This window comes from Ottowia caeni (genome assembly GCF_050821495.1).
Lineage (GTDB): Bacteria > Pseudomonadota > Gammaproteobacteria > Burkholderiales > Burkholderiaceae_C > Ottowia > Ottowia caeni.
This window is the reverse complement of record NZ_CP151080.1, coordinates 3,020,282-3,043,638: the sequence shown is the minus strand read 5'-3', so window position 1 is coordinate 3,043,638 and position 23,357 is coordinate 3,020,282. Positions and strand designations below refer to the sequence as shown.

The following is a 23,357-nucleotide window of genomic DNA, read 5'->3' as shown; positions in this document are numbered from 1 at the left end:
GTTGGCTTATTTCGACTGCAGCCAGCGCGCTGCTGTCAGGCGCTCAGCGAGGCTGCGCTCGACCGGGAGCGGCTCTCCGTGGAGCGATGAGGCGAGGATCTCGCCGCTGAGTACGGCCAAGGTGAGGCCGCGTGCACCCAGGCCGGTGCAAAGCTGAAGCGGTAGGGTTTTACGTTCAGGAGTATCGGTGTCGCTGGTCGCAGAAGGTAAGGCGCCCCATGAGCCCACCGCAGGCAGTCGATCTGGCAGCGTGGCTCGCACGGCAGCCCAACTGTTCGCCCGGCCATCGGCCCACTGCTTGTCCAGCACTTCAGCAGATGCTGGCAGGAGTTCTTTCAGGCGCTGCCGGTTGTGGGCATGATCTTTTTCACTCAATTCGGCGCGCGGGTTTCCGCGTTCGAAAGTCGAGCCAGTGACCCAGATGGGGCCGTCGGCGCTCGGTACATGCCCGATCAGGCTGCCATGACCATTGACAGGGAAGTTGGGTATTGATGCGCCGAATTCAGTATTCGGCATAGGGCCGAAAGCTACTTGCCCGCGCAATGCATGCAGGGGGAGGGCAGAGGCTTCCCCGGGTCGCACAATAGTGCTCTGGTGTCAAAGCCAGCGGCGATAACTACGAGTTCTGACTCCGTGAGCACCGCCCCCGCACTGTCCAGCACGCGCCAAACCCCAGCGTTAGCGCTTTCAAGCCGGTCTGCCGCCTGGCTTCCGCGCCACGTAATTCCCGAAGAAGCCAGCATGGTGCGCACGAGTGCGGCCGGTTTGATCCAGCCTGCGTGGTCATGCCACAGGGCAAGTTGAGTGTCGTTCAAAGGAACAGACGCCTGCTGTGCCTTTTCAAGGGTCAATCGATCACCGGCTGCATGGGTGGTGGCGCGGGACACCTTTGAGTTATTAGCATCCAGCCAAGGCGTGGGAAGCCGTCGCTCACCCGGCGCGTGCCTCTCCAGCACACCTGTGAGTGCAAAGTCGACACCCTCACGGGCCAGCAACTGGACACGCTTCAGCGTGGCCCGCGCACCGGCACGGCTCAGGCGTGACAACGGGCGATCGTCGGGAGAAACATGGGGCGCCACGACGCCCGCAGGTAATCCGCTGGCGCCGGCCGCAGGTTCAGGAGCCCGATCCAGTACGGTGACCTGCCAGCCACGCTGGGCCAGGCTGTAGGCGCAAGAGGCCCCCGCCAAACCTCCGCCAATCACGGTGCAGCGAAGGGGCGAGTCAATAGTCGGCAAAGGTATGGCGAGAGCCTGCGCCCGTAGCCTGGGTTGCCAGCGTGGCTCGAATTTCGCGCGAAGGGCATGGCGCTTTGGTGGCAATCCCGGAACGCGTTCCACGGAAAATCCGCAGGTAATGAGTCGCTCTCGCACTTCGCCGGCTACGCACCAACTGGCGGCGCATGCGCCACGTCTGGCGAGGCGCGCCACCGCCTTCAAGGTGTGCAGGCTCCACATGTCCGGGTTGAGCGCAGGGCTGAAACCGTCTATGTAGATGCTGTCAAACTGACCAGTGAGTTCGGCCAGCATCGGCTGAACTTCGCCGACGGCCAGCGTAAGCTGCAAGCGGCCGCCCTCGAACTCCAGGCGGTGTACGCCCGGTAGTAAGCCGCGCCACTGGCTGGCCAACTCCTGCGCCAACGGCATCAGTTCGTTGAACGGGGCGGCGCTGCGCAGAATATCGTTAGCCTCTGGCGGCCAAGCCTCCACAGCGCTATAAAACAGGCGTTTGGGCCGTGCTGGGTCAGCCCGCCAGGCATGCCAAGTAGCCAGAAAATTCAGGCCAAGGCCGAACCCCGTTTCAAGCACCTGCCAGCTCGGCGCATCAGCCCAAGCGGCATGTTTGCCCTCTGCCAGCAAACTGCAGCCACGGAGAAACACGTGCCGAGCCTGCACCAGTCCGGCATCACCCTGTTCCCCCTTGCTGCGGTATACATCCCCAAATCGGGGGTTGGCGGGCATGCCGTCTTCTCGCCAGACAACGATTTTGGGCTCCTCGGAGGGCATCGAGTCTCAGTAAGCTTTGCGTTGGGGGCTTCGCTCAAGCCACAGCCATGAAGCGCGTCGCGTTGCCTGCGTCGAGATGGTTGGCTGGGCGCACACTCAAGCGCTGGGCGGAACATAGCCCATGGCCTGGTCCGCACCTGCGCCGAAAAAGTGATTTTCCATTTGCCGTGCAAGATACTGGCGTGCGCGCTGATCGGCCAGGTTCAGGCGGTTCTCGTTCACCAGCATGGTCTGGTGCTTGAGCCATCCGGCCCAGGCTTCCTTGCTGACGCTTTCCCAGATACGCTTGCCGAGCTCGCCGGGGTAGGGCGGAAAATCCAGTCCTTCGGCTTCCTTGCCGAGCTTGATGCAATTCACCATGCGTGCCATATGCGCTGCCTCTTGTGTGGGTTGTGTGTAGATGGGTTATTTGCAACTGACAAAGCAGTTGTTTGATTTTCGCGGTGGAGCCCTCAGAATGTCGGGTTCGTTCGATCCGCGATCCAACCCTCGACTTTATCAACCTTTGAATACAAGGGCTTTGAAAGGGTAGGATCGACGGGGTGAGCACCTCTTCGGAACCTGTTTGCGTTCTCCTCGCGGGTCCTCGCGCAGAGGTCGTTAACACGTTCTTAGTCCGGGCCGTAGGCGGCCATTGATTTCATTGGAAGTGGAGATTTTTATGTCCGATAACTGGAAATTTGAGACGCAACTGGTGCACGCGGGCTATCAGCCTGATCCCACCACCAAGTCAATGGCCGTGCCGATCTACCAGACGGTGGCCTACGCCTTTGACAGCGCTCAGCATGGCGCAGACCTGTTCGACCTGAAGGTGTCGGGCAACATCTACTCGCGCATCATGAACCCGACCTGCGATGTGCTGGAAAAGCGCGTCGCTGCGCTAGAAGGCGGTATTGCCGCACTGGTGGTGGCCAGCGGCCAGGCGGCGATCACCTACGCCATTCAGACCATTGCCGAGGCCGGCGACAACATCGTCAGCAGCACCGCTTTGTATGGCGGTACCTACAACCTGTTTGCGCACACACTGCCGCAATTGGGCATTACAACCCGATTCGCCGATCACCGTGATCCGGCCAGTTTCGAGAAGCTGATCGACAGCAAGACCAAGGCGGTTTTCGTTGAAACCATCGGCAACCCGGCCGGCAACGTGACCGATATTGCCAGCGTGGCTGCGATCGCCCACAAGCATGGTGTACCACTTATCGTGGACAACACTGTGGCCTCGCCCTACCTGGTACGCCCGATCGAACACGGCGCGGACATTGTCATCCACTCGCTCACCAAGTACATGGGGGGCCACGGCACCACTTTGGGCGGCGCCATCGTCGACAGCGGAAAATTCCCATGGGCCGAGCACAAGGCGCGCTTCCCTCGCCTGAACGAGCCTGATGTGAGCTACCATGGCGTGGTGTACACCGAAGCTCTTGGCGCGGCTGCCTACATTGGCCGCGCACGCGTTGTGCCGCTGCGCAACACAGGTGCTGCGCTTTCACCGTTCAATGCCTGGCAGATCATTCAGGGCCTTGAAACCCTGGCACTGCGCATGGATCGCATCTGCGAAAACACCCTGAAGGTTGCACAATTCCTGCAAAACCATCCAAAGGTGCAGTGGGTCAGCTACGCAGGCTTGGCCGATCATGAAGATAACGCGCTGGCGCAACACTACATGAAAGGCCGTGCCTCAGGCCTGATGACTTTCGGTGTCAAGGCCGCGGCAGGTGGTCGTGAAGCGGGTGCTAGATTCCTTGATGCCCTGCAACTGTTCACGCGCCTCGTCAACATTGGTGACACCAAGTCCCTGGCTACACATCCGGCAAGCACGACGCACCGCCAGCTGTCTCCTGAAGAACTGGCCAAGACGGGCGTGAAGGAAGAAACCGTCCGCCTGTGCGTGGGTATTGAACATATCGACGACTTGCTGGCCGATCTGGAGCAAGCACTCGCCAAAGTGTGAGGAAAGCAGCTCGCTGGATTTGGCTCACCAAGTCTCGCGAGCGCCTGCTGCAACTTGCGCTAGCGGGCTCGGGTCGGGCCCGAAAAGTTCAGTCCGCAGGGGTTGGCGGACTGTCTGGGGCAGGTGGATGTCAGTTTGAGTTCACAGCGCTACCGTCATGCATCCAGCGTGCATGCTGAGGCGCCTTCTTGGTGCGATCCCACTCGTTGAGCATTTCCCATTTGACTTCGTCCAGCGCTTTGTCCATCTTGGGCGTGGAGGTGTTGGCCGCCAGTTCCAGTCGGTGGCCGCTGGGGTCGAAGAAATAGATGGACTGGAAAATAGTGTGGTTGGTGGGGCCGATCACTTCAATGCCATCTGCCTCAAGTTTGGCCTTGACCTTGAGCATGGTGTCCACTGAATCCACCTTCAGTGCCAAGTGCTGAGTCCATGCAGGGGTGTTGGGGTCGCGCCCCATTTCTGGGCGGGTGGGGAGCTCAAAGAAAGCCAGCACGTTGCCGTTTCCCGCATCGAGGAACACGTGCATGTAGGGATCAGGCTCCTTGGTGGAGGGTACTTCATCTTCCGCAATGGCGAGAATGAAGTTCATGTCGAGGTACTTGCCATACCATTCAACGGTTTCCTTCGCGTTCTTGCAGCGATAGGCGACATGGTGAATTTTTTCAATGATGGCCACGGTAAGTCTCCTTGTGGAAATATCGTTCAGACTGCAGGTTTCAGGCTATTGTGCTTCGATGCCATCACGGGCGATTTTCATCGCCTCACGCAGCACCGAAATATCGCCGATGTGGTTGGCAAGCAGCAAGATCAGGCGGGCGTTGACCATGGCGCTCTGCTCGTCGTTCAAGTCTCGGTGGGTGTCGATCAGCGCTTCGTAGAAATCATCTCCGGGTGAATACGCCTGAAAGTAGCGCTTACCTTGTTCGGAGAAGTTGGGTTGAGTGTTCAGGGGCATGGCTTCAACTCCTAGGCATTGCAGGTGGCACGCTCAACGGCGGCCTTGATTTTTTGAAAATCAAATGCACGCCAGCGCGCGGCCACGTGTTGATCTGGTCGAATCAAATACGTGGTGGCCGGCTGAAGATCGTAGCGCTGGGCAATGCACCCATTGGTGTCGATCAGGGTTTTGATTCCAGCAGGTGCCTGACCGGTTCGTGCCACTACGACTGGCTCAACATCTATGCCATTGATATTCAGCTCGGCCATGGACTGAGCCGTGTCTGCATCGATCGCGCTGGCGTCTTCCACATAGTGCAGCACCTGGAAGCGGTTGCCTGCTTCGTGCAGCAGCCATCCTTCCCCCTGAAGTGTGCGAACAGGCGCATCTGCCATGGGCGCACCAGGAATCATCTGGCCAGCAAAGGAGTCGGTGTCAGCGGTGTTAAGCCGCGAGTCGGCCAGCCAGCTCGGAACCGACAGACGCCCTGAGTTGACCAATGCGCGGGCAAACGGGTAGCTCGCAGCCAGTTCGAGCACGGCGTTGCGGAAGGTGCGACTCGTGTTGCTCTTTGGCGTGATGAAGTCTGTCGAGCGCGTCGAGTTCATGATGTTCTCGTCTGCTGCGTATCCCCGCTCTTCAGTGTAGGTGTCCAGTAGTGTGGCGGGCGCTTTGCCCTCCATGACGAGCTTGAGCTTCCAGGCCAGGTTATCAGCGTCTTGTATGCCGCTGTTCGCTCCTCGGGCACCGAAGGGTGACACTTGATGCGCGGCGTCGCCCACAAACAGAACGCGCCCATGGTTGAAGCTGTTCATGCGTCGGCATTGGAACGTGTAGATGCTGACCCATTCAAGTTCGAACTCCCGCTCGTCGCCAAGCATCGCTTTGATGCGGGGGATGACCTTCTCAGGCTTTCTTTCTTCCACTGGGTCGGCATTCCAGCCCAGCTGAAAATCGATGCGCCAGACGTTGTCGGCCTGCTTGTGCAGGAGTACAGATTGGCCTGGGTGGAAAGGCGGATCGAACCAGAACCAGCGCTCTGCGGGGTAGTCTGCCTTCATGACCACATCAGCGATGAGGAAGCGATCCATGAAGATTTTGCCTTCAATGTCCAGTCCCAGCATGGAGCGAATGGGGCTGCGTGCGCCGTCAGCTACCACCAGCCAATCCGTGGTGAGAGAGTAGGGGCCTTCTGGCGTTTCTACCCGCACAGTGACCTTGTCCTCGCCGGGCACTGCCGAGATGACATTGCTCTGGAACCGCTTCTCCAGGTTCGGCAACTGCTGCGTGCGCTGAACCAGGTACTCTTCCAGGTAGTACTGCTGGAGGTTGATCATGCCTGGGCGCTGGTGCTGCTCCTCAGGCCGTAGATTGAAGTTGAATACCTCGCCCTCGCGGAGAAAGGTTCGGCCCACATTCCAGGAGACACCTTTCTGTACAAAGCTTTCGCCGCAACCCATGCGGTCGAGCACCTCCAGGGCGCGCTTGGCGTAGCAAACCCCTCTGGAGCCTATTGAGACGGTGTCGTCGTTGTCTAGCAGCAGTACGCTTTGCCCCTGCTGTGCCAAGTCGATGGCTGTCGCCAGGCCGACCGGGCCGGCGCCCACCACCACCACAGGGTAGTGACCGGGCCGCCCTTCAGCGAGTTCGGGCGGGCGTACGAACTCGAACTTGGGGTAGGTGAAGGTTTTCTGCACCGTTGGTCTCCATTATTCTGGTTGCGCGTCGGGCGCTCAGTGCTACGGGTAAGAAGGCAAACCCGGGGAGCTGTCCCCGGTCGTTCGGGCAGAAACCGACCTCAAAGAATAATTTCCAGGCTCGGTTTCAGACTCGGTGCTTACTCTTGCTGAAGAGCGTGCCACATTTGCTGATCGCGTTCGGCTGTCCAGATGCGTGGGTCGCGGATGCCGCTGGCCTCATCATGAGCGCGGGTCACGTCAAAAGGCAGGCAGTGTTCGTAGATGAAGACATGGCCAAAGTCTGGATCCATCTTCTTGCGGGTGTGCGCCATGGTGGCCTTCAGGTCCATGCCCTGGGCAACAGCCTCCTGGGCACTGCTGTAGAGCGCGCTGATGAAATCTCGGGTGTACTTGAGCCCTTTGGCCACAGCTTCAGGGTTCATCAGGGTGGGGCCACGGCCAGGCACAAGCTTGTCGAACTTCATGGCGGCCAGGTTGTCGAGCGTTTGGGGCCAATCCGCCAGATAGGCGTCGCCGGTATAGCAGGCAGCATCCGCTTCCACCAGATCGCCCGAGAAGCAGATGTTCTGGCTGGGCAGGTAGACAATGGTGTCACCCTTGGTGTGGCCGCGCCCTACCTGCTTGATCTTCACCTCCAGCTTGCCCATCCAGAGGGTCATCTCGCCGTTAAATGTGATGGTGGGCCAGGTGAGGCCGGGAACGCTTTCAACGGCCTGGAACAGGCGAGGGAAGCGGCCGATTTCCGAATCCATGTCTTGCTGGCCGCGCTCCACGATCAGATCATAGGTGTCCTGGCTGGCAATGATCTGCTCCAGGCCCTCGCTCTTGTAGCCGCTGGCACCCAGCACCCGCACCGCATGGTAATGAGTCAACACCACATACTTGATGGGCTTGTCGGTGATCTGGCGCACCTTTTCTATGACCCCTTGCGCAGCCACCGGCGTGGCCGTGGCGTCAATGATCATGACGCTGTCATCACCAATGATGATGCCGGTGTTCGGGTCGCCCTCGGCCGTGTAGGCATACGCATTGTCAGAGAGTTTGTCCCAGCTGATCTGCTTTTCTTCAAGGTCGGCGTGGGATGCGAATTTTTTTCACTCATGGGAAAGTCTCCGTCGTGGCTGCTGTGAACTGAATTTTCCCTTGATTTTTGTTATTGGTCAATAGATTCGACAGTGTTTAATTAAATCGGGTTGTATCCGAGTCGTCTCGAGGCTCGGCTGGCATGTTCGCGCAGTTGGCGGCCCGCTGGGCTGTCAACGCTGGCGTCGAACACGCCCTGGGGGCCGATCATGGTCATGACCAGCGCGATCTTGCCGTCCGCTGCGAACACTGGCGCGCACAAAGTATTGACGCCTGGTTGAGGCATCGAAAGGCCTCTGCCCATACCGGTGGCGCGAATTTCAGCGAGCAGTTGTTGAACTTCGGGTGAATCGAAGGCTGCGGAGGCGCCGCCCACCACACGGCGGTGTTCGTCCTCCAGCATGGTGCGAACCATTTTTTCGGGCAGGTAGGCGGCAAAAACACGCCCGGTAATGGTGTTGAAGAGTGACATCACCGTACCGACGCGCAAGTTCACGTGTAGAGGGTATCTGGGCTCGTCCAGCCGAACCACTGTAGGGCCGAGCTGTCCCCATACGGCCAAGGCGATGCTCAAGTCGGAGTTTGTGGCCAGCAGGGCGGCCTCCTGGCTGGCTTCAGTCAAGGGGTCGAGCTGCTGCAGGGCCGCCAGCCCGAGCGTGAGTGCTCCCGGGCCGAGCTCGTACAGTGCCGTGAGGGGGTGCTGCTTGACCAGTCCCACATTCATAAAACTGACGAGGTACGGGTGCGCCTTGCCGGGCGGCATATCCGCAAGGCGGGCTATTTCTTTTAGAGGCAGAGGTTGTGCGGCATGGGTCAGCGCGTCAAGAACTCGCATGCCAACCTCAATGGATTGAATGCGGCGTTGTCGCTTGGACTCGGCGGGTAGCTCATCGGTAGTGGATGAAGGAACGGAAAATTCTCGAGACATGGGCATGCTTGGAAACGTCGGTTGACTGCCTGCTGACTTGGCGAAAGTAGCATGAATAGGGGCTTACGGGTGTCTTTGAAGGCAGCAGATAATCAACAATGTGGAACCTCTAGTGACCTGATGGTCACTAAGAACGTGTTACTGCGCTTCCTCCTGCCCTGAATGGGTGGAATGAGTCCGGGCAGTTCATGCAAAAAAACACCAGGAAAGCATCTTGCTCAAGTCTTTTTTCTCCTACCCGCGTCGGGTTTTCGCGTCTATTGCTGTGATCAGCGCAGCCATGCTGGCATTTGGCATTCTTTATCTTCAGAACGTCGTCGGGCTTGATCCGTGCCCCATGTGTATTGTGCAGCGCTACGCGCTGATCATCGTAGGGGTGTTTTCAGCCTTCGCAGCGTTCTCCAGTAAGCCCGGCGGGTGGCGCCTGTGGGGGTTGCTGGCAGTGGCCATGTCTCTCATCGGGGCCTTCACTGCAGCCCGCCAGAGCTGGTTACAGTGGAACCCGCCAGAGTTCGCCACATGCGGGCGAGACATCTTCGGCATGATCGAATCATTCCCCTTGCAGCGCGCCATCCCCATGATCTTCAAGGGCAGTGGCGACTGCAGCGCAGTTGACTGGACATTCCTCGGCGGCACCATTGCCAACTGGTCGTTCGTGTGGTTTCTTGTTTTTGCGGTGGTTATCATCGCTGTTCTGTTGCGCGTGCCGCGGCGGAATGACGAAGTAAAGAGCGCCTGAAATTGGCGGGGCTCAGGCTCGGGACAGTCTCTTTATCAGACTTCGCTCCAAATCATGGTGCGTCTGCCAAGGACATCCCAGCAAACTGTTCGTAAACCTTCACGACGGCACTTCCATCCTCGCTGCCGTAGCCGGCGGCGCGGCCCATTTGGCAAACTTGCTGCCCGATTGTGACCATGAACAACGGCACCTTCAGCGATTTCCCCAGGGCAGTCTGTAGTTCCATGTCTTTAAAAGTAATGTCCATCCGGCTACCTTTGAGGTCATGAGCGATCATGCGTGGTGCATAGATCTGGAAGGCGGCGCTGTTTCCAGTGGCCTTGCCGACCAGATCGAACATCACCTTCGGATCCAAGCCAGCCTTGGCGCCCAGAACCAATGCTTCAGCTACGACGATCCGGTTGATCTGGGCGAGCATGTTATTGATTATCTTCATGACACAACCCTGGCCGATGGCGCCAATGTGCGTTATTTCTGAGCACATGGCATCTAATGCCGGGCGTCCTTGTTCGAGCGCAGCCGCGTCTCCCCCGGCGAAGGCCTTCAGGGTGCCTTCGCGGGCGCCTTTGTCCATGCCGCTGACAGGCGCGTCGATCAGTGCAATGCCCATTGCAGCGAGCTCTTGATGCATGCGTTGCAACGCGAACGGATCGACCGTGCTCATGCTGATCACCAGATCACCCGGGATTGCTGTCTTGATAAATCCATTCGCGCCGATGATGACTCCCTCGGCCTGTGACGTCGTATCGACCATCGAGATCATGACGGCCGAGCGCCGGGCCACATCCGCAGGGTTGGCGCCCACCTGCGCTCCCAAACGCACCGCTGCGTCGACTTTTTCCTGCTGCAGATCGTAGGCGACCACCGCATGTACCGCCCTGAGCAGGTTCGCCGTCATGGGTCTGCCCATGTGCATCTGTGATTGCTGGCGCAGCGCCTTTGTAATCCACGTTCAGTAGCACGGCGCCTATGTTCTTAGCAATGATCTCCACCACTAGATGCGACAAAGTGCCCATGAGCGGAATGCCCATATTGATCGGCTGCTTCTTTGAGAAGGCCATAAGTTCCGGCTGGCGATCCCTGTAGTCGGACCACTGCTGACTCAATGCTGCGATGTTCTTCACCAGCAGATGGCCAGCCTTGCTTTCAGGAATTTGGCCTGAAGCAAAGCCGACAGTGACAATACGTCCACACCAAGCCATGCTTCGCAGCTCTGCGACGAATGTGTGGCCTCCCAGGGTCTCTATAACGAAGTCCGCACCCTGACCTGGGGTAACTGCGTGCACTTGAACCCCGCAAACTTGTGCGCAGTTCCGGCGCGGAGAGATCAATGAAATGATATGGTGTAACTGCGAAAAGCTTGCGAGTGCGCTCGAGGTTTCTCGCAGCTGCAAGCGCGGTGTCGCCCATAGCTGCAACGAGTTGCACACAGGCTTGACCGATGGCTCCGGATGTTCCCGTCACCAGTACGCGATCGCTAAGTTTGAAGGCGCCTCGTGCAAACCAGAGGTGAATGGTAATGGTGGAATGGTCTGGTAGCGGCCAGTGACCACCAGCAGGTCGGGGCAGTTGACGGCGGCAGCTTTGATGTCTACCAGCACCTCGCCAGTAGCTGGCGTGAGATCTGGTACTTCCTCGACGTGATGGCTGTCGAGTGGACCGGGTTGATGAACCTGAACGGCAAGCATTAGAAACTCCTGAATATGGTGGATTTCACGTCTGGTGCAAGGCGCTTGCTCGCCTGATTGCGGCTGTAGATAGCCTTCCCTGGGAGTCGTTAGGGAATGGAGTGTTCGAACTTGTGACACAAGATGTCTTCCGGGGAGACATTCGCGGCTCATCGGATGTCTTGACCCAGCGTAGGGTCCGTGGCACGGTGTTTGCTACAGGGGGATCATGAGCAAAAGAAACGAAGCGGAACGAAAAGCCCCTTTGGCCGGCATACGTGTAGTGGATTTCAGCACACTGCTGCCCGGTCCTATGTGCAGTCTATTCCTAGCCCAGGCTGGGGCAGAAGTGATCAAGGTCGAGCGTCCCGGGAGGGGCGATGAGATGCGCTCCTACGAACCCAAGTTTGGTTCAGATAGCGTCAATTTCGCGTTGTTGAACCGCGGCAAGCGTTCGATTGCACTGGATCTGAAAGATCCCGAAGGAGTGCGGCAGGCTATCGAGTTGGTTCGACAGGCTGATGTGCTTGTCGAACAGTTTAGACCGGGTGTGATGGAGCGTCTCGGGTTGGGTTATGAGGCTATGAGGGAGATCAACCCAGGCCTCATTTATTGCGCTATTACCGGTTGGGGCCAAAGCGGACCTCTGGCTGATGTGGCCGCGCACGATCTCAACTACCAGGCCGAAACGGGCCTTATGTCTCTTACAGCGGGGGCGGACGGATCCCCCGGATTGCCCAATGTGCTGGTCGCCGACCTGGCAGCGGGAGCTTACCCAGCCATGATGAATATCCTACTGGCGCTTCGCGCGCGGGACAGCGGGGGACAAGGTTGCTTTATTGACGTGGCTATGGCGGACAACTTGTTCCCGCTTGTTTACTGGGGCTTGGGCAACGGGTTTGCTACGGGTCAATGGCCCACGCCGGGTGGTGACCTCGTGACCGGCGGCACGCCTCGCTATCAGGTCTATCGCACGAAGGACGACCGCTTCCTGGCTTGTGCGCCGCTGGAGCAGAAATTCTGGGAAAACTTTCTGAGGGTGATCCAGGCGCCGCAGTTGATCAACGATGCAGCCGATCCGAAAGGAACGCGCGAAGCAATCGCTGCCATTATTGCCAGCCGTACGGCAGATGAATGGATCAAGCTCTTTGAGGGCGTGGATGCTTGCACATCGGTGGTGAAATCACTGCAAGAGGCGGTCGAAGTACCGCATTTTAGAGAGCGCGGGTTGTTCGATGTACGGATTGTGAGTGATACAGGCGCAGAGATCCCTGCATTGCCGTTACCAATTTGCCCCGAGTTGCGAGGCACCACAGCGCCCACGGCTCCTGCATTGGGCGAGACCGAGTCTTCGGTGGTGGTCAGGCGCTAAGGCGCATGGGTGAAAGATAGGCAGGTATAAAGATATGGAAGTCGTACAACCTGATGGCGCCGCGAAGAAGAGCTTTTTGCCAAAGTATCAAGGAAGCAGTCGTCACCGTTGAATGAGATGACGCCCAGAGCGAGCACCCGAGATATCCAGGCGATTTGGTGCAGTCCGGGTCAAAAATGGATGCAAGGGGACGAGCGAAGCGATACTGGGCGTATCGCAATCCCTTGCAATTGCAGCACATTTGACCTGGAGCGACGGTATCCTGGGGTTTTGTTCAATTGTCAGGCTCGACGCCGAGGCCCATCTGGGCTAGGCGCTTATACAGGTAAGAACGTGAAATACCTAACTCTGTAGCCACGCGTTTTTTGTTGCCACTGAATTTTGCCAGGGCTTGGCGAATAAGCTGCTCTTCTACCTGCTCGACAGCGCTGCGCACCTGCATTCCGCCGCGCGGAGTGCTTTCCAATGCTGACGCACTCACCTCGCTCTGGCTGAAGGCGGTGTCCGGTAAATCGGGTGTCGGATCGGCTCCAAGGATTCCGAAGTCGCTAGGCTGTATTACGTCGCCTTCACTAAAAATTGCCGCACGCTCCAGTGTGTGCATCAACTGGCGGACGTTCCCTGGCCAAAGCTGACTTTGCAGGAATACGATAGCTTCTTCCGAGACTCGTTTTGCGCGTTGGCGATGCCGGTCTGCAAATTGCTGCAGAGCCAGGTTGACGAGCAGCGGGATGTCTTCCGGCCGCTCGCGCAGCGCCGGCAATCGAATGGTGACACCGCCGATTCGGTAGAAGAGGTCGAGGCGGAATGACCCGTCGGCGATCATTGCCTGAAAATTGCGGTTGCTTGCACTGATCAGGCGGAAATTGGAATGACGCAGGTCTGATCCGCCTACTCGCTGGAACGACCCGTCTTGCAGTACTCGCAATAGCTTAACCTGTACGTCCGCGGGCATGTCTCCCACTTCATCGAAGAAGAGGCTGCCACCGTCAGCTTGTTCGATTTTGCCCTTGCGCCCCTTGCGCTCGGCACCGGTAAAAGAACCTGCTTCGTAGCCGAAGAGCTCACTTTCGACCAGAGTGGATGGCAGCGCGGCCGCATTCACCATGACCATGGTCTCGTCTCGCCGGGGGCTTAACTTGTGAATGGCATGAGCAGCGAGTTCCTTGCCGGTTCCGCTTTCGCCTGTTAGCAAGACCGGTACATCCAGAGGCGCAACCTTGATGATTTGTTGCTTCAGCCGAAGCATGGCGGTGCTGTCGCCTACCATCTGCTCAAGGCCATAGCTGCGATTGCGCAAATCACTGAGTTCGCGGCGGTAGTAGGCTACCTCGGACTTTAGTTTGAGCACCTCATTGGACAGAGCCTGCAATTGCTCAGGTCCTTTGAACATGACCTGTCCGATGGCTCCAACCAGTTCTCCATTGGTATTACGAATAGGGTGCCGCGTGACAACCCGGGTAACGCCGCGCATTTCATGTAAAAGTCCTATCTCGGACTTGCCCGTCTCGACCACGTTGTGCAGTTGGGAGTTTTCGATTACCTCGGTAGTGTGACGGCCGATCCCGGCGCCGGCTTTCAAGCCAAAAAAGCGCTCGTGTACCGGGCTCATGTATCGGATGATCGCGTTACGATCGACCACCGCCAGTGCCTCGAAGGGGCTAGTCAGAAAGTGCGCAAGAATATCTCCGGCGAAATCTACCGCTCCAACAAACTCAAACAGTGGATTCCTGCCTTCGCGCTCCATGGCAACCAACAAAGTGGCATCGGAGGCGGGAAGCACCACCACTACAACTGGCGTACCGTCGAGACCTTCCACTGGGAACAGGCGCCGGTCCTTGCGCCTCGCTTCGTGCCAGGCGAGAATCATGCGGCTGGCTAGTTCCGGCTGCAAAGCAATGCCATTGGCGACCAGTTGCCCGCCATCTGGCCCGAGCACGAGGACGCCGCGCAGATCCTTCAGGGTCGTATCGTTTGATCGACTAACGTTTTGTGTCTCCATTGAGGGCATGATACTTCTGTTGAATGTTGCTCTTGTCTTTGAGAAAGACACTCGCTAAGCGAAATTCCGGCTGAGGCCGCACTGATATTGCCAAATCGCTCAGAATGACGCCGATAAACATGGTTTTTACCCCCTGCGGGGTCAATTTGGGGTAATTGGCACAGCGCTTGCAAAAAGCAATGCAATGTCCACGCCTGAAACCCAACTTCCTCTGCACGGGCTCCCTATCCGTTCGGCACCCGCCCTCGATCTGCTAACCGGCATCAAGGTCCTCGATCTGACGACCTCGGTAGCTGGACCCTATGCTGGCCAATTGCTGGCTGACATGGGTGCCACCGTCGTAAAGGTGGAAAAACCCAAAGGTGGCGACGATGCGCGCGCCTGGGGTCCTCCTTTCCTTCATGGCGAGTCGCTTTGGTTCATGAGCGTCAACCGCGGAAAGAAAAGCGTCGCTCTCGACATTGCCGCAACTCAGGGGCAAGAAGTACTTAGGAAGCTCATAGCCGAATGCGACGTCATCTTGCTGAATCTGGTGGCGCGTGCCCAGCGCAAGCTTGGGCTGGACGCCGCCTCGTTACGCAAGATCAATCCACGTCTCATCCATGCATCGATCTCTGGATTCGGTTTACAGGGCAGCCGTGCTGATCTTCCTTGTTACGACCTGATTGCTGAAGGTTACTCGAGCGTGATGGATCTTACCGGGGAGCCAGAGAACGGTCCCCAGAAGGTGGGCACGCCTGCGGCAGACCTTCTTGCCGGGGGCGATGCCGCAATGGCGATTCTTGCGGCCCTGCTGCGTCGGGAGCGTGAAGGCAAGGGCTGTGACATCGACATTTCCATGGTGGAAAGCATGTCGCGTTTCATGACGCCCAAACTGACGCCTTACCTTGGTTCTGGGGAGATGGCTCGGCGCGCAGGCGGGCGTGATAGCGTCATTGCGATTTATCAGGTTTTTGAGACGGCTGACGATCCCATGACCTTGGGTCTGGGAAATGACGCGATCTGGAAGCGCTTCTGGGTGGCTGTTGGTCAGTCGGAAGTTGGGGCTGATCCTAAATACGCCTCTAACATGGATCGTCGTGTGTTCAGAGATGAGATCGTCAAGGTGATCGCAGGGCTGCTCCGGTCCAAGCCCCGTGCCTATTGGCTGGAATTGTTGGCTCAGGCGCGTGTGCCAGCAGGCCCCATCCAGAGGATCGACGAAGTGGCTCGAGATCCTGCACTGCACGAATCCGGGTTCATTTATCGCGTGGCAGGACCCGATGGTGATGTGCCGCAGGTCGGGTTGGGCATCCGGTTTGACGGCCAGACTGAAGGATCTGGCACATCACCGAAGCTGGGTGCAAACACCGAAGAAATTTTGCGCAACTGGATCCGATGCGAGGATGCCGAGATTGCCGAACTCCGTACTCAACAGATTATTTAAGAGGAAACGCACATGCAATTCGAGGAAATCACATACCGTGAAGAAGGCCCGATCGGCATCATTACGCTGAACCGTCCGGAAGATGGAAATATGTTTACGCCGAAGATGTGCCACGAGATCCGTGACTGCATCAACGAAATTCGTCGCGAGACCCGCACCCGTGTGACCATTCTCACTGGCAGTGGTGACAAGTTTTTCTGCATCGGTGGCCGAAAGGAAGGCATGGAGGACACGCTGATGTACGCGGGGGTCCTGCCGACGCTGGAGATGTACGAGGCCATCGATAAGCTGCAAAAGCCAGTGATCGCCATGGTCAACGGCTTCGCTGTGGGCGGCGGCAACGTGCTGCAAGTGGTTTGCGACATTACTGTCGCCAAGGAAAGTGCCGTTTTCCGTCAAGTGGGTCCGATGATGGGCAGCTTTGACGGCGGTTACGGAACCTGGTATCTGGAAGATCTGATTGGCAAGAAGCGTGCAAAGGAACTGTGGTACCGCAATCCTAAGCTCACCGCGCGCGAGGCACTTGACTGGGGCTTGGTGAACCATGTGGTTCCGGATGATCAGCTGTGGGAATTCACTCGCAAGATCGCACTGGAGATCGCCGATCGCGGATCCTTCGCCCTGGCTTCGATCAAGGCATCGTTCAATGCGCGCCACGGCGGTGTGTCGGGATTGTCTCGTATGGCGCACGATCTTCTCCTGCGTGGCTACCTGGATACCGATGAGCACCACGAGTTGGCGGCATCGATGGCCGAGAAGCGCAAACCCAATTCCGAGAAATTCGGCCACTGAGCCACTAGCAAGAGGGAGGTAACTCCGCTATGTCATACCTGTTGACCCTGCACGACCCGTCGCGTGCCCGGGAGAACTATCTCTCGGGAATCTGGCAGACTGATACGCTGTACTCGCTTGCTCAACGGCATGCGGCTGAGAGGGGCAGTTCTTACGCTTTACGCGACAGTGCGCGGCGTGTTACGTGGAGTGCGCTGGTGGCTTGGGTCGACGCGGTTGCGGCTGACCTCCACGATGCCGGCCTTCGAAGTGGTGACCGAGTGTCGATCTGGTTGCCGAATCGGCTTGAGAACGTTGTCATTTTTCTGGCTTGCTCGCGCAACGGGTACGTCTGCAATCCCTCCCTGCACCAGAACTACACAGTTGCAGAAGTGGAAGCGCTGCTCAGCCGGATCGAGTGCCGCGCACTTTTCATGCAGACCGGATACGGTGCGGATGCTGCGACAGCAGATATTTCTGCACGTGCTTTGGCGTTGGGGCACATGAAGCGTGTCTATGCAATGCTTCCCCTCGCATCTGCTACGGGTACGCTTCCGGCGGCCACCTGTGCAATGCCTGAGGCGACTCCGCGATCCCGTGTGTCAGGGTCTCCTGCGAGTACTCATCCAGACCAGATTGTGTACCTGGCGTTCACCAGCGGGACCACCGGCACCCCGAAAGGGGTCATGCACAGTGACAACTCGTTGCTGGCAAATGGACGGGCGTTGGCTGCCGATTGGGGACAGAGCCACAAGACCATTCTTCTGACATTGAGCCCCATGAGTCACCACATCGGTACCGTGGCATTGGGTCAGACGTTGGTCACTGGTTGTGAACTCGTCATACACGACCCCTCGGCCGGCATCGGCGCACTGGACTGGCTGGAGCAAACAGGTGCTACGTATGTCATGGGCGTTCCCACGCACGCTATGGATTTGTTGCACGAGGTGGACAAGCGTGGATTGCAGCAACTGGGTGCAGTGAAGGTTTTCTATATGGCGGGTGCCCCTATCCCGACCGAAGTGGCGCGACGTTTGCTCTCCCTGGGTGCCAAGCCACAAAACGTCTACGGGATGACGGAAAACGGTTCCCACCAGTATACAAAGCCCAATGATTCCGTCGAGGTCATCACAAGCACCTGCGGCAAGGCCTGCTCAGGCTACGAAGTCCGTCTGTGGGATCAGGAAAACCCCGATGTCGAAGTCGCGAAGGGGGAGGTTGGCGAGATTGGTGGCCGCGGAGGCCTACTGATGCTGGGTTATTTCAACAACCAGTCCGCTACAGAGAAATCGTTCAACTCCAGTGGCTGGTTCCTGAGTGGTGATCTCGGGCGCTTCGACGAGGATGGCAATCTTCAGATCGTAGGGCGCAAGAAGGATTTGATCATCCGCGGAGGCCACAACATTCACCCGGCGCATATTGAAGAATTGGCGCACCGCCATGCTGCTGTGAAGAAGGCCGCAGCTTTCGGTGTGCCCGATGAGCGGCTCGGGGAAAAGGTTTGTCTTGCAGTCATCTGCCATGAAAGCGAGACACCGGGACCCGCAGAGGAGATGCTGTTTCATTTGGCGGAGGAGGGGCTCTCCAAGTTTGATATGCCCGAGTACTACGTCGTCGTCAATGAATTTCCTTTGACCGCCAGCGGAAAGATCCTTAAGCGCGAACTTGTGCAGTGGGTCTCCAGCGGACGTTTGCAACTTCAAGCGGTTCGCTATCGCGCACCGGCCAATGAAAAATGATTGAGCTTTCCACAGACGAAGAATTCGCCGTACTCACAATTCGGCGCCCCAATGCCCTTAATGCTCTGAGTTTCGATCTGATCAAGCAGATCGGACAGTGCATTCAGGAGGCCGGTCAGTCCAAGGCGCGAGCACTGATTATTACCGGCGAAGGCGAGAAAGCCTTTTGCGCGGGTGCGGACATCAAGGAATTGCAGCAACGCGGATTGGCGGCGCAGCGCGAAGGCGCGGAATTGGGTCAAGCTGTTTTTGCACAGTTGGATCGACTTCCTATTGCGTCAATAGCCTTGGTGAACGGTTTCGCGTTTGGCGGAGGTTGCGAGTTGGCGCTCGCATGTACATTGCGCCTGGCGCTGCCCAATGCCAAGTTTGGTTTGCCGGAGGTGAAGCTGGGCCTTATTCCAGGCTATGGTGGGACACAGCGCCTTCCGCGCCTGGTAGGTCAAGGCCGTGCACTGGAAATGGTGATGTCCGGACGAACGGTCAATGCGGAAGAAGCACTGGCCATGGGCCTTGTTAACCGTGTCGTTCAAGGGCCAGGACTGGCTGCAGCAAAAGCCTATGCGCGGGAGTTTAGCGGGCATGGTCTGCGGGCACTTCAGTTCGCCCGTGAAGCCGTGCAGCGCGCGATGGACGTGCCACTCGGCGAGGGGCTGCGCGTAGAGGCGGATCTCTCCACGCTGGCCTACCGCACGAATGACGCAGAGGAGGGCATGCAGGCCTTCGTGGAAAAGCGAAAAGCGGAGTTTCGAGATGAGTGAACGTGAATGCATTGTTGTCACTGGCGCCAGCCGCGGTATTGGGGCGGCCATTGCGCTGGAACTAGCGAGGCAGGGCAAGCATGTGGCTTGTCTATCGAGGTCCGGTGCTCTCCCAGCTGTGGAGGGCATTTCCCCGGAAATTCGGGCGCGCTGGATTGCAGCAAAAGCGGATGTCACTGATCCTTCGGCGCTGGCTTCGGCTTTTAGAACACTGGCCGATGAAGGTTGGCAGGTCAAGGGTCTGGTGAACAACGCCGGAGTGCATCTGGATGGACCCTCTGCGGAGGTGTCGTTGGAGCATTGGAACCAGGTGATGGATACCAATACCACTTCTGTGGTCAGCACTTGCCAGGCTGCGTATCCGCATATGGTGGCTGCAGGCGGAGGCATGATCGTCAATATCGGCTCTTTCTTCGACAAGTTGGGTGTCAAGCGCAACCTGGCTTACTGCGCCAGCAAGGCGGCGGTGGGGGCCATTACCCGGGTTCTCGCTGTTGAGTGGGCGAGCAAGGGCATTCGTGTGATGGATGTGGCTCCTGGTTACATCGTCACCGACCTCAACGCCGACGCGATGGATCCGGCGGGCCCGCTACGTGCGTACCTTGACAAGCGCATTCCTGGGCGGGAGCCAGGCACTGCTGCCGATGTGGCGGCCCTCGTGGCTTCCCTTTTTACACCCGCAGGCGGGTTTCTCACTGGCGAAACCATCTACGTCGATGGTGGCCAAAGTATCGCGCATTGAAGGACACCATGAATATTCTGGAAAGACTGGATTCCCGCATCATCCTCGCGGAAGAAGAGCGGATGTTGCTCGAAAGTGTTCAGGCTTTGGCGCGTGATCAAATCGCTCCTCGAGCCGAGCACTATGACCGTACGGCCGAGTTTCCGTGGGAAAACGTCAAGGCTATCAATGAGCTGGGACTGAACGCGATGTTCATTCCCGAAGCCTATGGCGGCGCACAGATGTCCTACCTTGCGTATCTGGCATGTGTGCGCGAAGTCAGCAAGGCATGTGCTGCGACCGGCATTATCTGGGCGACCAATTACCATGGCATGAAGCCATTGATTGATTGGGGTACAGAGGAGCTGAAAAAGCGCTTGCTACCCCGCATTGCGGAAGGTGGGCTGGGGGCATTGGCGATCACAGAGCCTGGCGCTGGTTCCGATGCGACCGGCATGCGAACGACCTTTCGCGAGGAAGGAGATGAGATTGTCATTAATGGTGGGAAGACCTTCATCACCAATGGCGACGTTGCCGATCTCTATCTTCTGTTCGGAAAATGGGAGGGAATTGCGGGTGCCAAGGAAAGTATCTCGGTCCTGATTCTCGAAAAGGGCACGCCCGGCTTGTCGGTTGTTCGCCTGGAAGACAAGATGGGCACTCGTGCGTCCAGTACTGCCACGCTGGCATTTGACAACTGCCGTGTGCCACGCGCCAACCTGATTGGCAATCCTGGCGACGGCCTGAAGATCCTTTTTGCCTCTCTGAACAAGTCGCGCCCCAGTGTGGCTGCGCATGCACTGGGTATTGCACGCGGGGCATTTGAAGATGCCACAGCCTACATCAACGAACGCAAGCAGTCCGGCCGGAAAATTCTTGAGTTCCAGGGGATCCAGTTCATGCTGGCCGATCTGGCCTCCGAGATGACTCTGGTGGAGAGCTGGTTGTGGCAAGTGGGTGGTTGGGTCGATGCCGGAGAGACGGATTTCGGTATTGAGGCGTCGCTTCTGAAGATGCGCGCAAGTGACTTGGCCATGCGCGTGAGTACAGACGCCGTGCAATTGTTGGGCGGTTACGGGTACTGCAAGGATTTTCGGGTAGAGCGATTAATGCGCGACGCCAAGATTACACAGATCTGGGAGGGCACCAATCAAGTCCATCGCCAGCTGATCGGCCGCAGCTTCCTGCAGCGTTAAAGGCATCCAAGGAGAAATAATGAGTGAAATCAAGACTATCGGCATCGCCGGTGCCGGCACCATGGGGGCGGGGATTGCAATTGTCTGCGCTCGGTCCGGTTTCAAGACACGAGTGTTCGATCTGAATCAAGATGCACTCGATCGCGCACGGGCCCAGGCCGAAGGATTTCTTCGCAAGAGCGTGGAACGGGGCAAGTTGGCAGCTGAGAAGCTTCCTCAGATTATGGAAGCTTGGTCGGGCACAACGAAGCTGGAGGATTTTGCCGATTGCGATCTGGTGATTGAGGCCGTGTTCGAGAGCCTTCCCGTCAAGCATGATCTATTTGGCAAGTTGGACAAGATCTGCGGACCTGAGGCTATCTTCGCAAGCAACACGTCCACCATCAGCATTACCGAAATCGCGGGAGGTTCCGGCCGCCCGGACCGCTTCGTCGGTATGCACTTTTGCCTGCCTGCGCAGCTGATGAAGCTGGTGGAAATGTCACCTGGGCTTTCTACCAGCGAGGAGACTTTACGCGTGCCTGGGCGGTTTGCGAGGCTCTGGGTCAAAAGCCCGTGAAGACGCAGGACACCCCGGGATTTGTACTGAACTACTTCCTGATTCCGTTCAACAACGACGCCATCCGATTGGTCGAGCAGGGAGTGGCAGAACCCGCTGACATCGACGTGGCCATCAAAACTGGCATGGGCTACGCCATGGGGCCGATGGAGTTGCTCGATTTGGTTGGCATGGATACACAAAAGCTGCTGTGCGAGGCCATGCACGGAGTGACCAATGAAGCGCGCGCCGCTTGCCCGCCTTTGGTTAAACGCATGATTGCCGCAGGATGGCTCGGAAAGAAGAGCGGCCGCGGATTTCACCAGTACGCCGACAGCAAAATGTATGGAGCCTGAAGCCATGACTTACCGTATTGTTCAATCTGGCGACAGCCGTTCCTTCCCCGCCCCGCACGCGTTCCTTGATCAGGGTGATGCACAGGCTGCATCTCGAGTTTTTATCGGCAAGGATGCTGGTGCTGCCTATGCCGCAGCTGGAGATCTGGCCGCCAGTCCCTTCGTCGCCATTGAGCTGGGAACTGAATGCCTGGGCGTGCACACGGGCGAGAACAAAGGCCATGAAGGTTCTAACGTCGTGGGCTTTGCTCGCTTTCGACTTGGAAAGTCGGATCCCAGTCCGTTGGTCGAACTTGTTCGCCAACCCCAAACCGAGGAGAGCGCCATAGCTTCCGCGAAGGCTGCATTCGAAGCAGCGGGCCTGAAGGTGGCTGTGTGTGGGGATTTCCCCGGCCGCATCGTTGATCGGCTGATTCGACCGTACCTGAATGCTGCATTGCGCCGCCTGGATGAAAAACTGGCGAGCGCTGAAGACATGGACAAGACTCTGTGCCTGGGGCTGGGTTACCCCGAGGGGCCTATTTCCTTATTGGAGCGCACGGGACTTGCAGAGCATTACGATGTCACGTCTGCGCTGCACCAGGCGTTAGGGCAGGAACCCTATGCGCCGGCGCGTAGGGCTCAGGTTGCCAAGGCTAGGATCGGGAGTTGATCATGGCGTTGTTGAGAGAGTGCCTACTTTCGGTGCGTGCCATGCGCGAACAAGCTACGTTTTCTTCTCGGTTGCCTAAAGTGCCAGAGGGGTATTCTGCTCTCTCTTTGGGCCAGCTGTCCGTATCGCCCGCTCAACTCAAACCGGAAAAAACAGGACCTCTGGATGAGCGGAATCGCGAACTGAAGCGCGGTACGAATCATTCTTCAGTCCATTAACCAAGAGAATCACATCTCGATCACCTCAGCTTCCTCAGCCCATTCCCAATTCGCATTCCAAGCCATACGGGGATGCTGCAAATGAACGCCGGCTCGTCATTCGCCAATGCGAGGCGTGTGGATAGATGCACTTCATGCCGCGACATTTTTGTCCCTTCTGTTGGTTAGACTAACTTGAGTCGGTTGACGCCAATGGAACGGGCAGCGTTCAGAGCTATACCATCATTCGCAGGGCATCGGAGCGTGCATTCGCACCGCTGGTTCCATACGCAGTTGCGCTGATCGACCTTGATGGGGGCCTCGCATGATGGCCAAAATTGTCGGGGCGGATGCGCTTGCTGTGCAGATTGGTGATCGTGTTCAAGTCACGTTTGAAGATCGCGGCGAGAGTGCCAAAGTGCCTCAGTTGACGCGTTCGGGTGTCTGAAGGAAAGATGCAAATGAAAGCACCCGCCTCCCTTAAGAACGAAGTGGCCATCGTCGGTGTCGGCGAATCTGACATCGGTAAAGTTCCCGCATGACGGGTCTGGGTCTCAACGCCCAAGCTGCCAAGCGGGCGCTCGACGACTCCGGTCTGAGAAATTCAGATAT

Annotated in this window: 25 protein-coding genes; 14 read left to right on the top strand and 11 right to left on the bottom strand. The window is 57.8% G+C overall.

Annotated elements, in window-relative coordinates:
• Window positions 1-6: 6 nt before the first annotated feature.
• The 3 genes from AAAK34_RS14455 to AAAK34_RS14445 all read right to left on the bottom strand — a co-directional run bounded on the left by AAAK34_RS14455 (window position 7) and on the right by AAAK34_RS14445 (window position 2,375).
• Window positions 7-516 (bottom strand): FAD-dependent oxidoreductase, encoded by a 510-nt coding sequence (locus AAAK34_RS14455; protein ID WP_431777422.1) that lies wholly within the window; start codon window positions 514-516, stop codon window positions 7-9.
• A gap of 11 nt (window positions 517-527) precedes the next feature.
• A complete protein-coding gene (gene mnmD / locus AAAK34_RS14450) occupies window positions 528-1,961 on the bottom strand; it encodes a tRNA (5-methylaminomethyl-2-thiouridine)(34)-methyltransferase MnmD (protein WP_431777421.1) in 1,434 nt (477 codons plus the stop codon).
• Window positions 1,962-2,102: 141 nt separating this feature from the next.
• Entirely contained in the window at window positions 2,103-2,375 is a 273-nt protein-coding gene (locus AAAK34_RS14445; RefSeq protein WP_231695787.1) for an oxidative damage protection protein, read from the bottom strand.
• Window positions 2,376-2,667: 292 nt separating this feature from the next.
• Here AAAK34_RS14445 and AAAK34_RS14440 point away from each other — a divergent pair, with 292 nt between their 5' ends.
• Window positions 2,668-3,960, top strand: coding sequence for an O-acetylhomoserine aminocarboxypropyltransferase/cysteine synthase family protein (locus tag AAAK34_RS14440; protein WP_231695788.1), 1,293 nt, complete (start codon window positions 2,668-2,670; stop codon window positions 3,958-3,960).
• Window positions 3,961-4,090: 130 nt separating this feature from the next.
• Here AAAK34_RS14440 and AAAK34_RS14435 read toward each other — a convergent pair whose 3' ends face one another.
• The 5 genes from AAAK34_RS14435 to AAAK34_RS14415 all read right to left on the bottom strand — a co-directional run bounded on the left by AAAK34_RS14435 (window position 4,091) and on the right by AAAK34_RS14415 (window position 8,608).
• Entirely contained in the window at window positions 4,091-4,636 is a 546-nt protein-coding gene (locus AAAK34_RS14435; protein ID WP_231695789.1) for a VOC family protein, read from the bottom strand.
• Between the two features lie 45 nt (window positions 4,637-4,681).
• Entirely contained in the window at window positions 4,682-4,915 is a 234-nt protein-coding gene (locus AAAK34_RS14430) for a DUF2783 domain-containing protein (protein WP_231695790.1), read from the bottom strand.
• 11 nt (window positions 4,916-4,926) lie between these two features.
• The gene (locus AAAK34_RS14425) at window positions 4,927-6,594 is read right to left on the bottom strand and encodes an FAD-dependent oxidoreductase (protein WP_231695791.1); all 1,668 of its coding nucleotides are present in this window, start codon (window positions 6,592-6,594) and stop codon (window positions 4,927-4,929) included.
• Window positions 6,595-6,734: 140 nt separating this feature from the next.
• Window positions 6,735-7,652 carry an MBL fold metallo-hydrolase gene (locus AAAK34_RS14420; RefSeq protein ID WP_431778027.1) on the bottom strand — a complete coding sequence of 306 codons (918 nt, stop codon included), beginning with the start codon at window positions 7,650-7,652 and terminating at the stop codon, window positions 6,735-6,737.
• 128 nt (window positions 7,653-7,780) lie between these two features.
• Window positions 7,781-8,608, bottom strand: a complete 828-nt coding sequence (locus tag AAAK34_RS14415) for an IclR family transcriptional regulator (RefSeq protein WP_431777420.1) — start codon at window positions 8,606-8,608, stop codon at window positions 7,781-7,783.
• Window positions 8,609-8,819: 211 nt separating this feature from the next.
• Here AAAK34_RS14415 and AAAK34_RS14410 point away from each other — a divergent pair, with 211 nt between their 5' ends.
• Complete coding sequence (locus tag AAAK34_RS14410; RefSeq protein WP_431778026.1) at window positions 8,820-9,347, top strand: disulfide bond formation protein B; 528 nt, start codon at window positions 8,820-8,822, stop codon at window positions 9,345-9,347.
• Between the two features lie 52 nt (window positions 9,348-9,399).
• On the opposite strand, the gene AAAK34_RS14405 is transcribed toward AAAK34_RS14410, so the two are convergent.
• The gene (locus tag AAAK34_RS14405; protein ID WP_431777419.1) at window positions 9,400-10,257 is read right to left on the bottom strand and encodes an NAD(P)-dependent oxidoreductase; all 858 of its coding nucleotides are present in this window, start codon (window positions 10,255-10,257) and stop codon (window positions 9,400-9,402) included.
• Between the two features lie 550 nt (window positions 10,258-10,807).
• Window positions 10,808-11,035, bottom strand: a complete 228-nt coding sequence (locus AAAK34_RS14400) for a hypothetical protein (protein ID WP_231695796.1) — start codon at window positions 11,033-11,035, stop codon at window positions 10,808-10,810.
• 208 nt (window positions 11,036-11,243) lie between these two features.
• Between AAAK34_RS14400 and AAAK34_RS14395 the strand changes: the two genes are divergently transcribed.
• Window positions 11,244-12,386, top strand: a complete 1,143-nt coding sequence (locus AAAK34_RS14395) for a CoA transferase (RefSeq protein WP_231695797.1) — start codon at window positions 11,244-11,246, stop codon at window positions 12,384-12,386.
• Window positions 12,387-12,660: 274 nt separating this feature from the next.
• Here AAAK34_RS14395 and AAAK34_RS14390 read toward each other — a convergent pair whose 3' ends face one another.
• Window positions 12,661-14,388 carry a sigma 54-interacting transcriptional regulator gene (locus AAAK34_RS14390; RefSeq protein ID WP_231695798.1) on the bottom strand — a complete coding sequence of 576 codons (1,728 nt, stop codon included), beginning with the start codon at window positions 14,386-14,388 and terminating at the stop codon, window positions 12,661-12,663.
• Window positions 14,389-14,572: 184 nt separating this feature from the next.
• Here AAAK34_RS14390 and AAAK34_RS14385 point away from each other — a divergent pair, with 184 nt between their 5' ends.
• The 11 genes from AAAK34_RS14385 (at window position 14,573) to AAAK34_RS14335 (ending at window position 23,193) form a co-directional block, all read left to right on the top strand.
• Window positions 14,573-15,814 carry a CoA transferase gene (locus AAAK34_RS14385; RefSeq protein WP_231695799.1) on the top strand — a complete coding sequence of 414 codons (1,242 nt, stop codon included), beginning with the start codon at window positions 14,573-14,575 and terminating at the stop codon, window positions 15,812-15,814.
• Between the two features lie 12 nt (window positions 15,815-15,826).
• On the top strand, window positions 15,827-16,606 hold the full coding sequence (locus AAAK34_RS14380; protein WP_231695800.1) for an enoyl-CoA hydratase-related protein: 780 nt from the start codon (window positions 15,827-15,829) through the stop codon (window positions 16,604-16,606).
• 29 nt (window positions 16,607-16,635) lie between these two features.
• Window positions 16,636-18,324 carry a class I adenylate-forming enzyme family protein gene (locus AAAK34_RS14375; RefSeq protein ID WP_231695801.1) on the top strand — a complete coding sequence of 563 codons (1,689 nt, stop codon included), beginning with the start codon at window positions 16,636-16,638 and terminating at the stop codon, window positions 18,322-18,324.
• On the top strand, window positions 18,321-19,085 hold the full coding sequence (locus tag AAAK34_RS14370; RefSeq protein ID WP_231695802.1) for an enoyl-CoA hydratase-related protein: 765 nt from the start codon (window positions 18,321-18,323) through the stop codon (window positions 19,083-19,085). Before AAAK34_RS14375 ends, AAAK34_RS14370 begins: the two co-directional genes overlap by 4 nt.
• Entirely contained in the window at window positions 19,078-19,827 is a 750-nt protein-coding gene (locus tag AAAK34_RS14365; RefSeq protein WP_231695803.1) for an SDR family oxidoreductase, read from the top strand. Before AAAK34_RS14370 ends, AAAK34_RS14365 begins: the two co-directional genes overlap by 8 nt.
• Window positions 19,828-19,835: 8 nt before the next feature.
• Window positions 19,836-21,002 (top strand): acyl-CoA dehydrogenase family protein, encoded by a 1,167-nt coding sequence (locus AAAK34_RS14360; protein WP_231695804.1) that lies wholly within the window; start codon window positions 19,836-19,838, stop codon window positions 21,000-21,002.
• A 19-nt stretch (window positions 21,003-21,021) separates the two neighbouring features.
• Window positions 21,022-21,561, top strand: a complete 540-nt coding sequence (locus AAAK34_RS14355; protein WP_431777418.1) for a 3-hydroxyacyl-CoA dehydrogenase family protein — start codon at window positions 21,022-21,024, stop codon at window positions 21,559-21,561.
• Window positions 21,558-21,896 (top strand): 3-hydroxyacyl-CoA dehydrogenase family protein, encoded by a 339-nt coding sequence (locus AAAK34_RS14350; protein ID WP_431777417.1) that lies wholly within the window; start codon window positions 21,558-21,560, stop codon window positions 21,894-21,896. Before AAAK34_RS14355 ends, AAAK34_RS14350 begins: the two co-directional genes overlap by 4 nt.
• A gap of 4 nt (window positions 21,897-21,900) precedes the next feature.
• On the top strand, window positions 21,901-22,548 hold the full coding sequence (locus tag AAAK34_RS14345) for a 3-hydroxyacyl-CoA dehydrogenase family protein (RefSeq protein ID WP_431777416.1): 648 nt from the start codon (window positions 21,901-21,903) through the stop codon (window positions 22,546-22,548).
• A 439-nt stretch (window positions 22,549-22,987) separates the two neighbouring features.
• Window positions 22,988-23,074: a hypothetical protein gene (locus tag AAAK34_RS14340; protein ID WP_431778025.1), complete on the top strand. Its 87-nt coding sequence runs from the start codon at window positions 22,988-22,990 to the stop codon at window positions 23,072-23,074.
• On the top strand, window positions 23,071-23,193 hold the full coding sequence (locus tag AAAK34_RS14335; protein WP_431777415.1) for a hypothetical protein: 123 nt from the start codon (window positions 23,071-23,073) through the stop codon (window positions 23,191-23,193). The genes AAAK34_RS14340 and AAAK34_RS14335 overlap by 4 nt, the downstream gene beginning before the upstream one ends.
• Window positions 23,194-23,357: the final 164 nt, after the last annotated feature.

Coding starts and splice junctions, on each gene's coding strand:
- AAAK34_RS14405 (WP_431777419.1), bottom strand. CDS start 10,257: ATGGGCAGACCCATGACGGCGAACCTGCTCAGGGCGGTACATGCGGTG.
- AAAK34_RS14365 (WP_231695803.1), top strand. CDS start 19,078: ATGAGTGAACGTGAATGCATTGTTGTCACTGGCGCCAGCCGCGGTATT.
- AAAK34_RS14430 (WP_231695790.1), bottom strand. CDS start 4,915: ATGCCCCTGAACACTCAACCCAACTTCTCCGAACAAGGTAAGCGCTAC.
- AAAK34_RS14395 (WP_231695797.1), top strand. CDS start 11,244: ATGAGCAAAAGAAACGAAGCGGAACGAAAAGCCCCTTTGGCCGGCATA.
- AAAK34_RS14455 (WP_431777422.1), bottom strand. CDS start 516: ATGCCGAATACTGAATTCGGCGCATCAATACCCAACTTCCCTGTCAAT.
- AAAK34_RS14380 (WP_231695800.1), top strand. CDS start 15,827: ATGCAATTCGAGGAAATCACATACCGTGAAGAAGGCCCGATCGGCATC.
- AAAK34_RS14355 (WP_431777418.1), top strand. CDS start 21,022: ATGAGTGAAATCAAGACTATCGGCATCGCCGGTGCCGGCACCATGGGG.
- AAAK34_RS14440 (WP_231695788.1), top strand. CDS start 2,668: ATGTCCGATAACTGGAAATTTGAGACGCAACTGGTGCACGCGGGCTAT.
- AAAK34_RS14345 (WP_431777416.1), top strand. CDS start 21,901: ATGACTTACCGTATTGTTCAATCTGGCGACAGCCGTTCCTTCCCCGCC.
- AAAK34_RS14400 (WP_231695796.1), bottom strand. CDS start 11,035: ATGCTTGCCGTTCAGGTTCATCAACCCGGTCCACTCGACAGCCATCAC.
- AAAK34_RS14385 (WP_231695799.1), top strand. CDS start 14,573: ATGTCCACGCCTGAAACCCAACTTCCTCTGCACGGGCTCCCTATCCGT.
- AAAK34_RS14390 (WP_231695798.1), bottom strand. CDS start 14,388: ATGGAGACACAAAACGTTAGTCGATCAAACGATACGACCCTGAAGGAT.
- AAAK34_RS14335 (WP_431777415.1), top strand. CDS start 23,071: ATGATGGCCAAAATTGTCGGGGCGGATGCGCTTGCTGTGCAGATTGGT.
- mnmD (WP_431777421.1), bottom strand. CDS start 1,961: ATGCCCGCCAACCCCCGATTTGGGGATGTATACCGCAGCAAGGGGGAA.
- AAAK34_RS14370 (WP_231695802.1), top strand. CDS start 18,321: ATGATTGAGCTTTCCACAGACGAAGAATTCGCCGTACTCACAATTCGG.
- AAAK34_RS14445 (WP_231695787.1), bottom strand. CDS start 2,375: ATGGCACGCATGGTGAATTGCATCAAGCTCGGCAAGGAAGCCGAAGGA.
- AAAK34_RS14375 (WP_231695801.1), top strand. CDS start 16,636: ATGTCATACCTGTTGACCCTGCACGACCCGTCGCGTGCCCGGGAGAAC.
- AAAK34_RS14415 (WP_431777420.1), bottom strand. CDS start 8,608: ATGTCTCGAGAATTTTCCGTTCCTTCATCCACTACCGATGAGCTACCC.
- AAAK34_RS14360 (WP_231695804.1), top strand. CDS start 19,836: ATGAATATTCTGGAAAGACTGGATTCCCGCATCATCCTCGCGGAAGAA.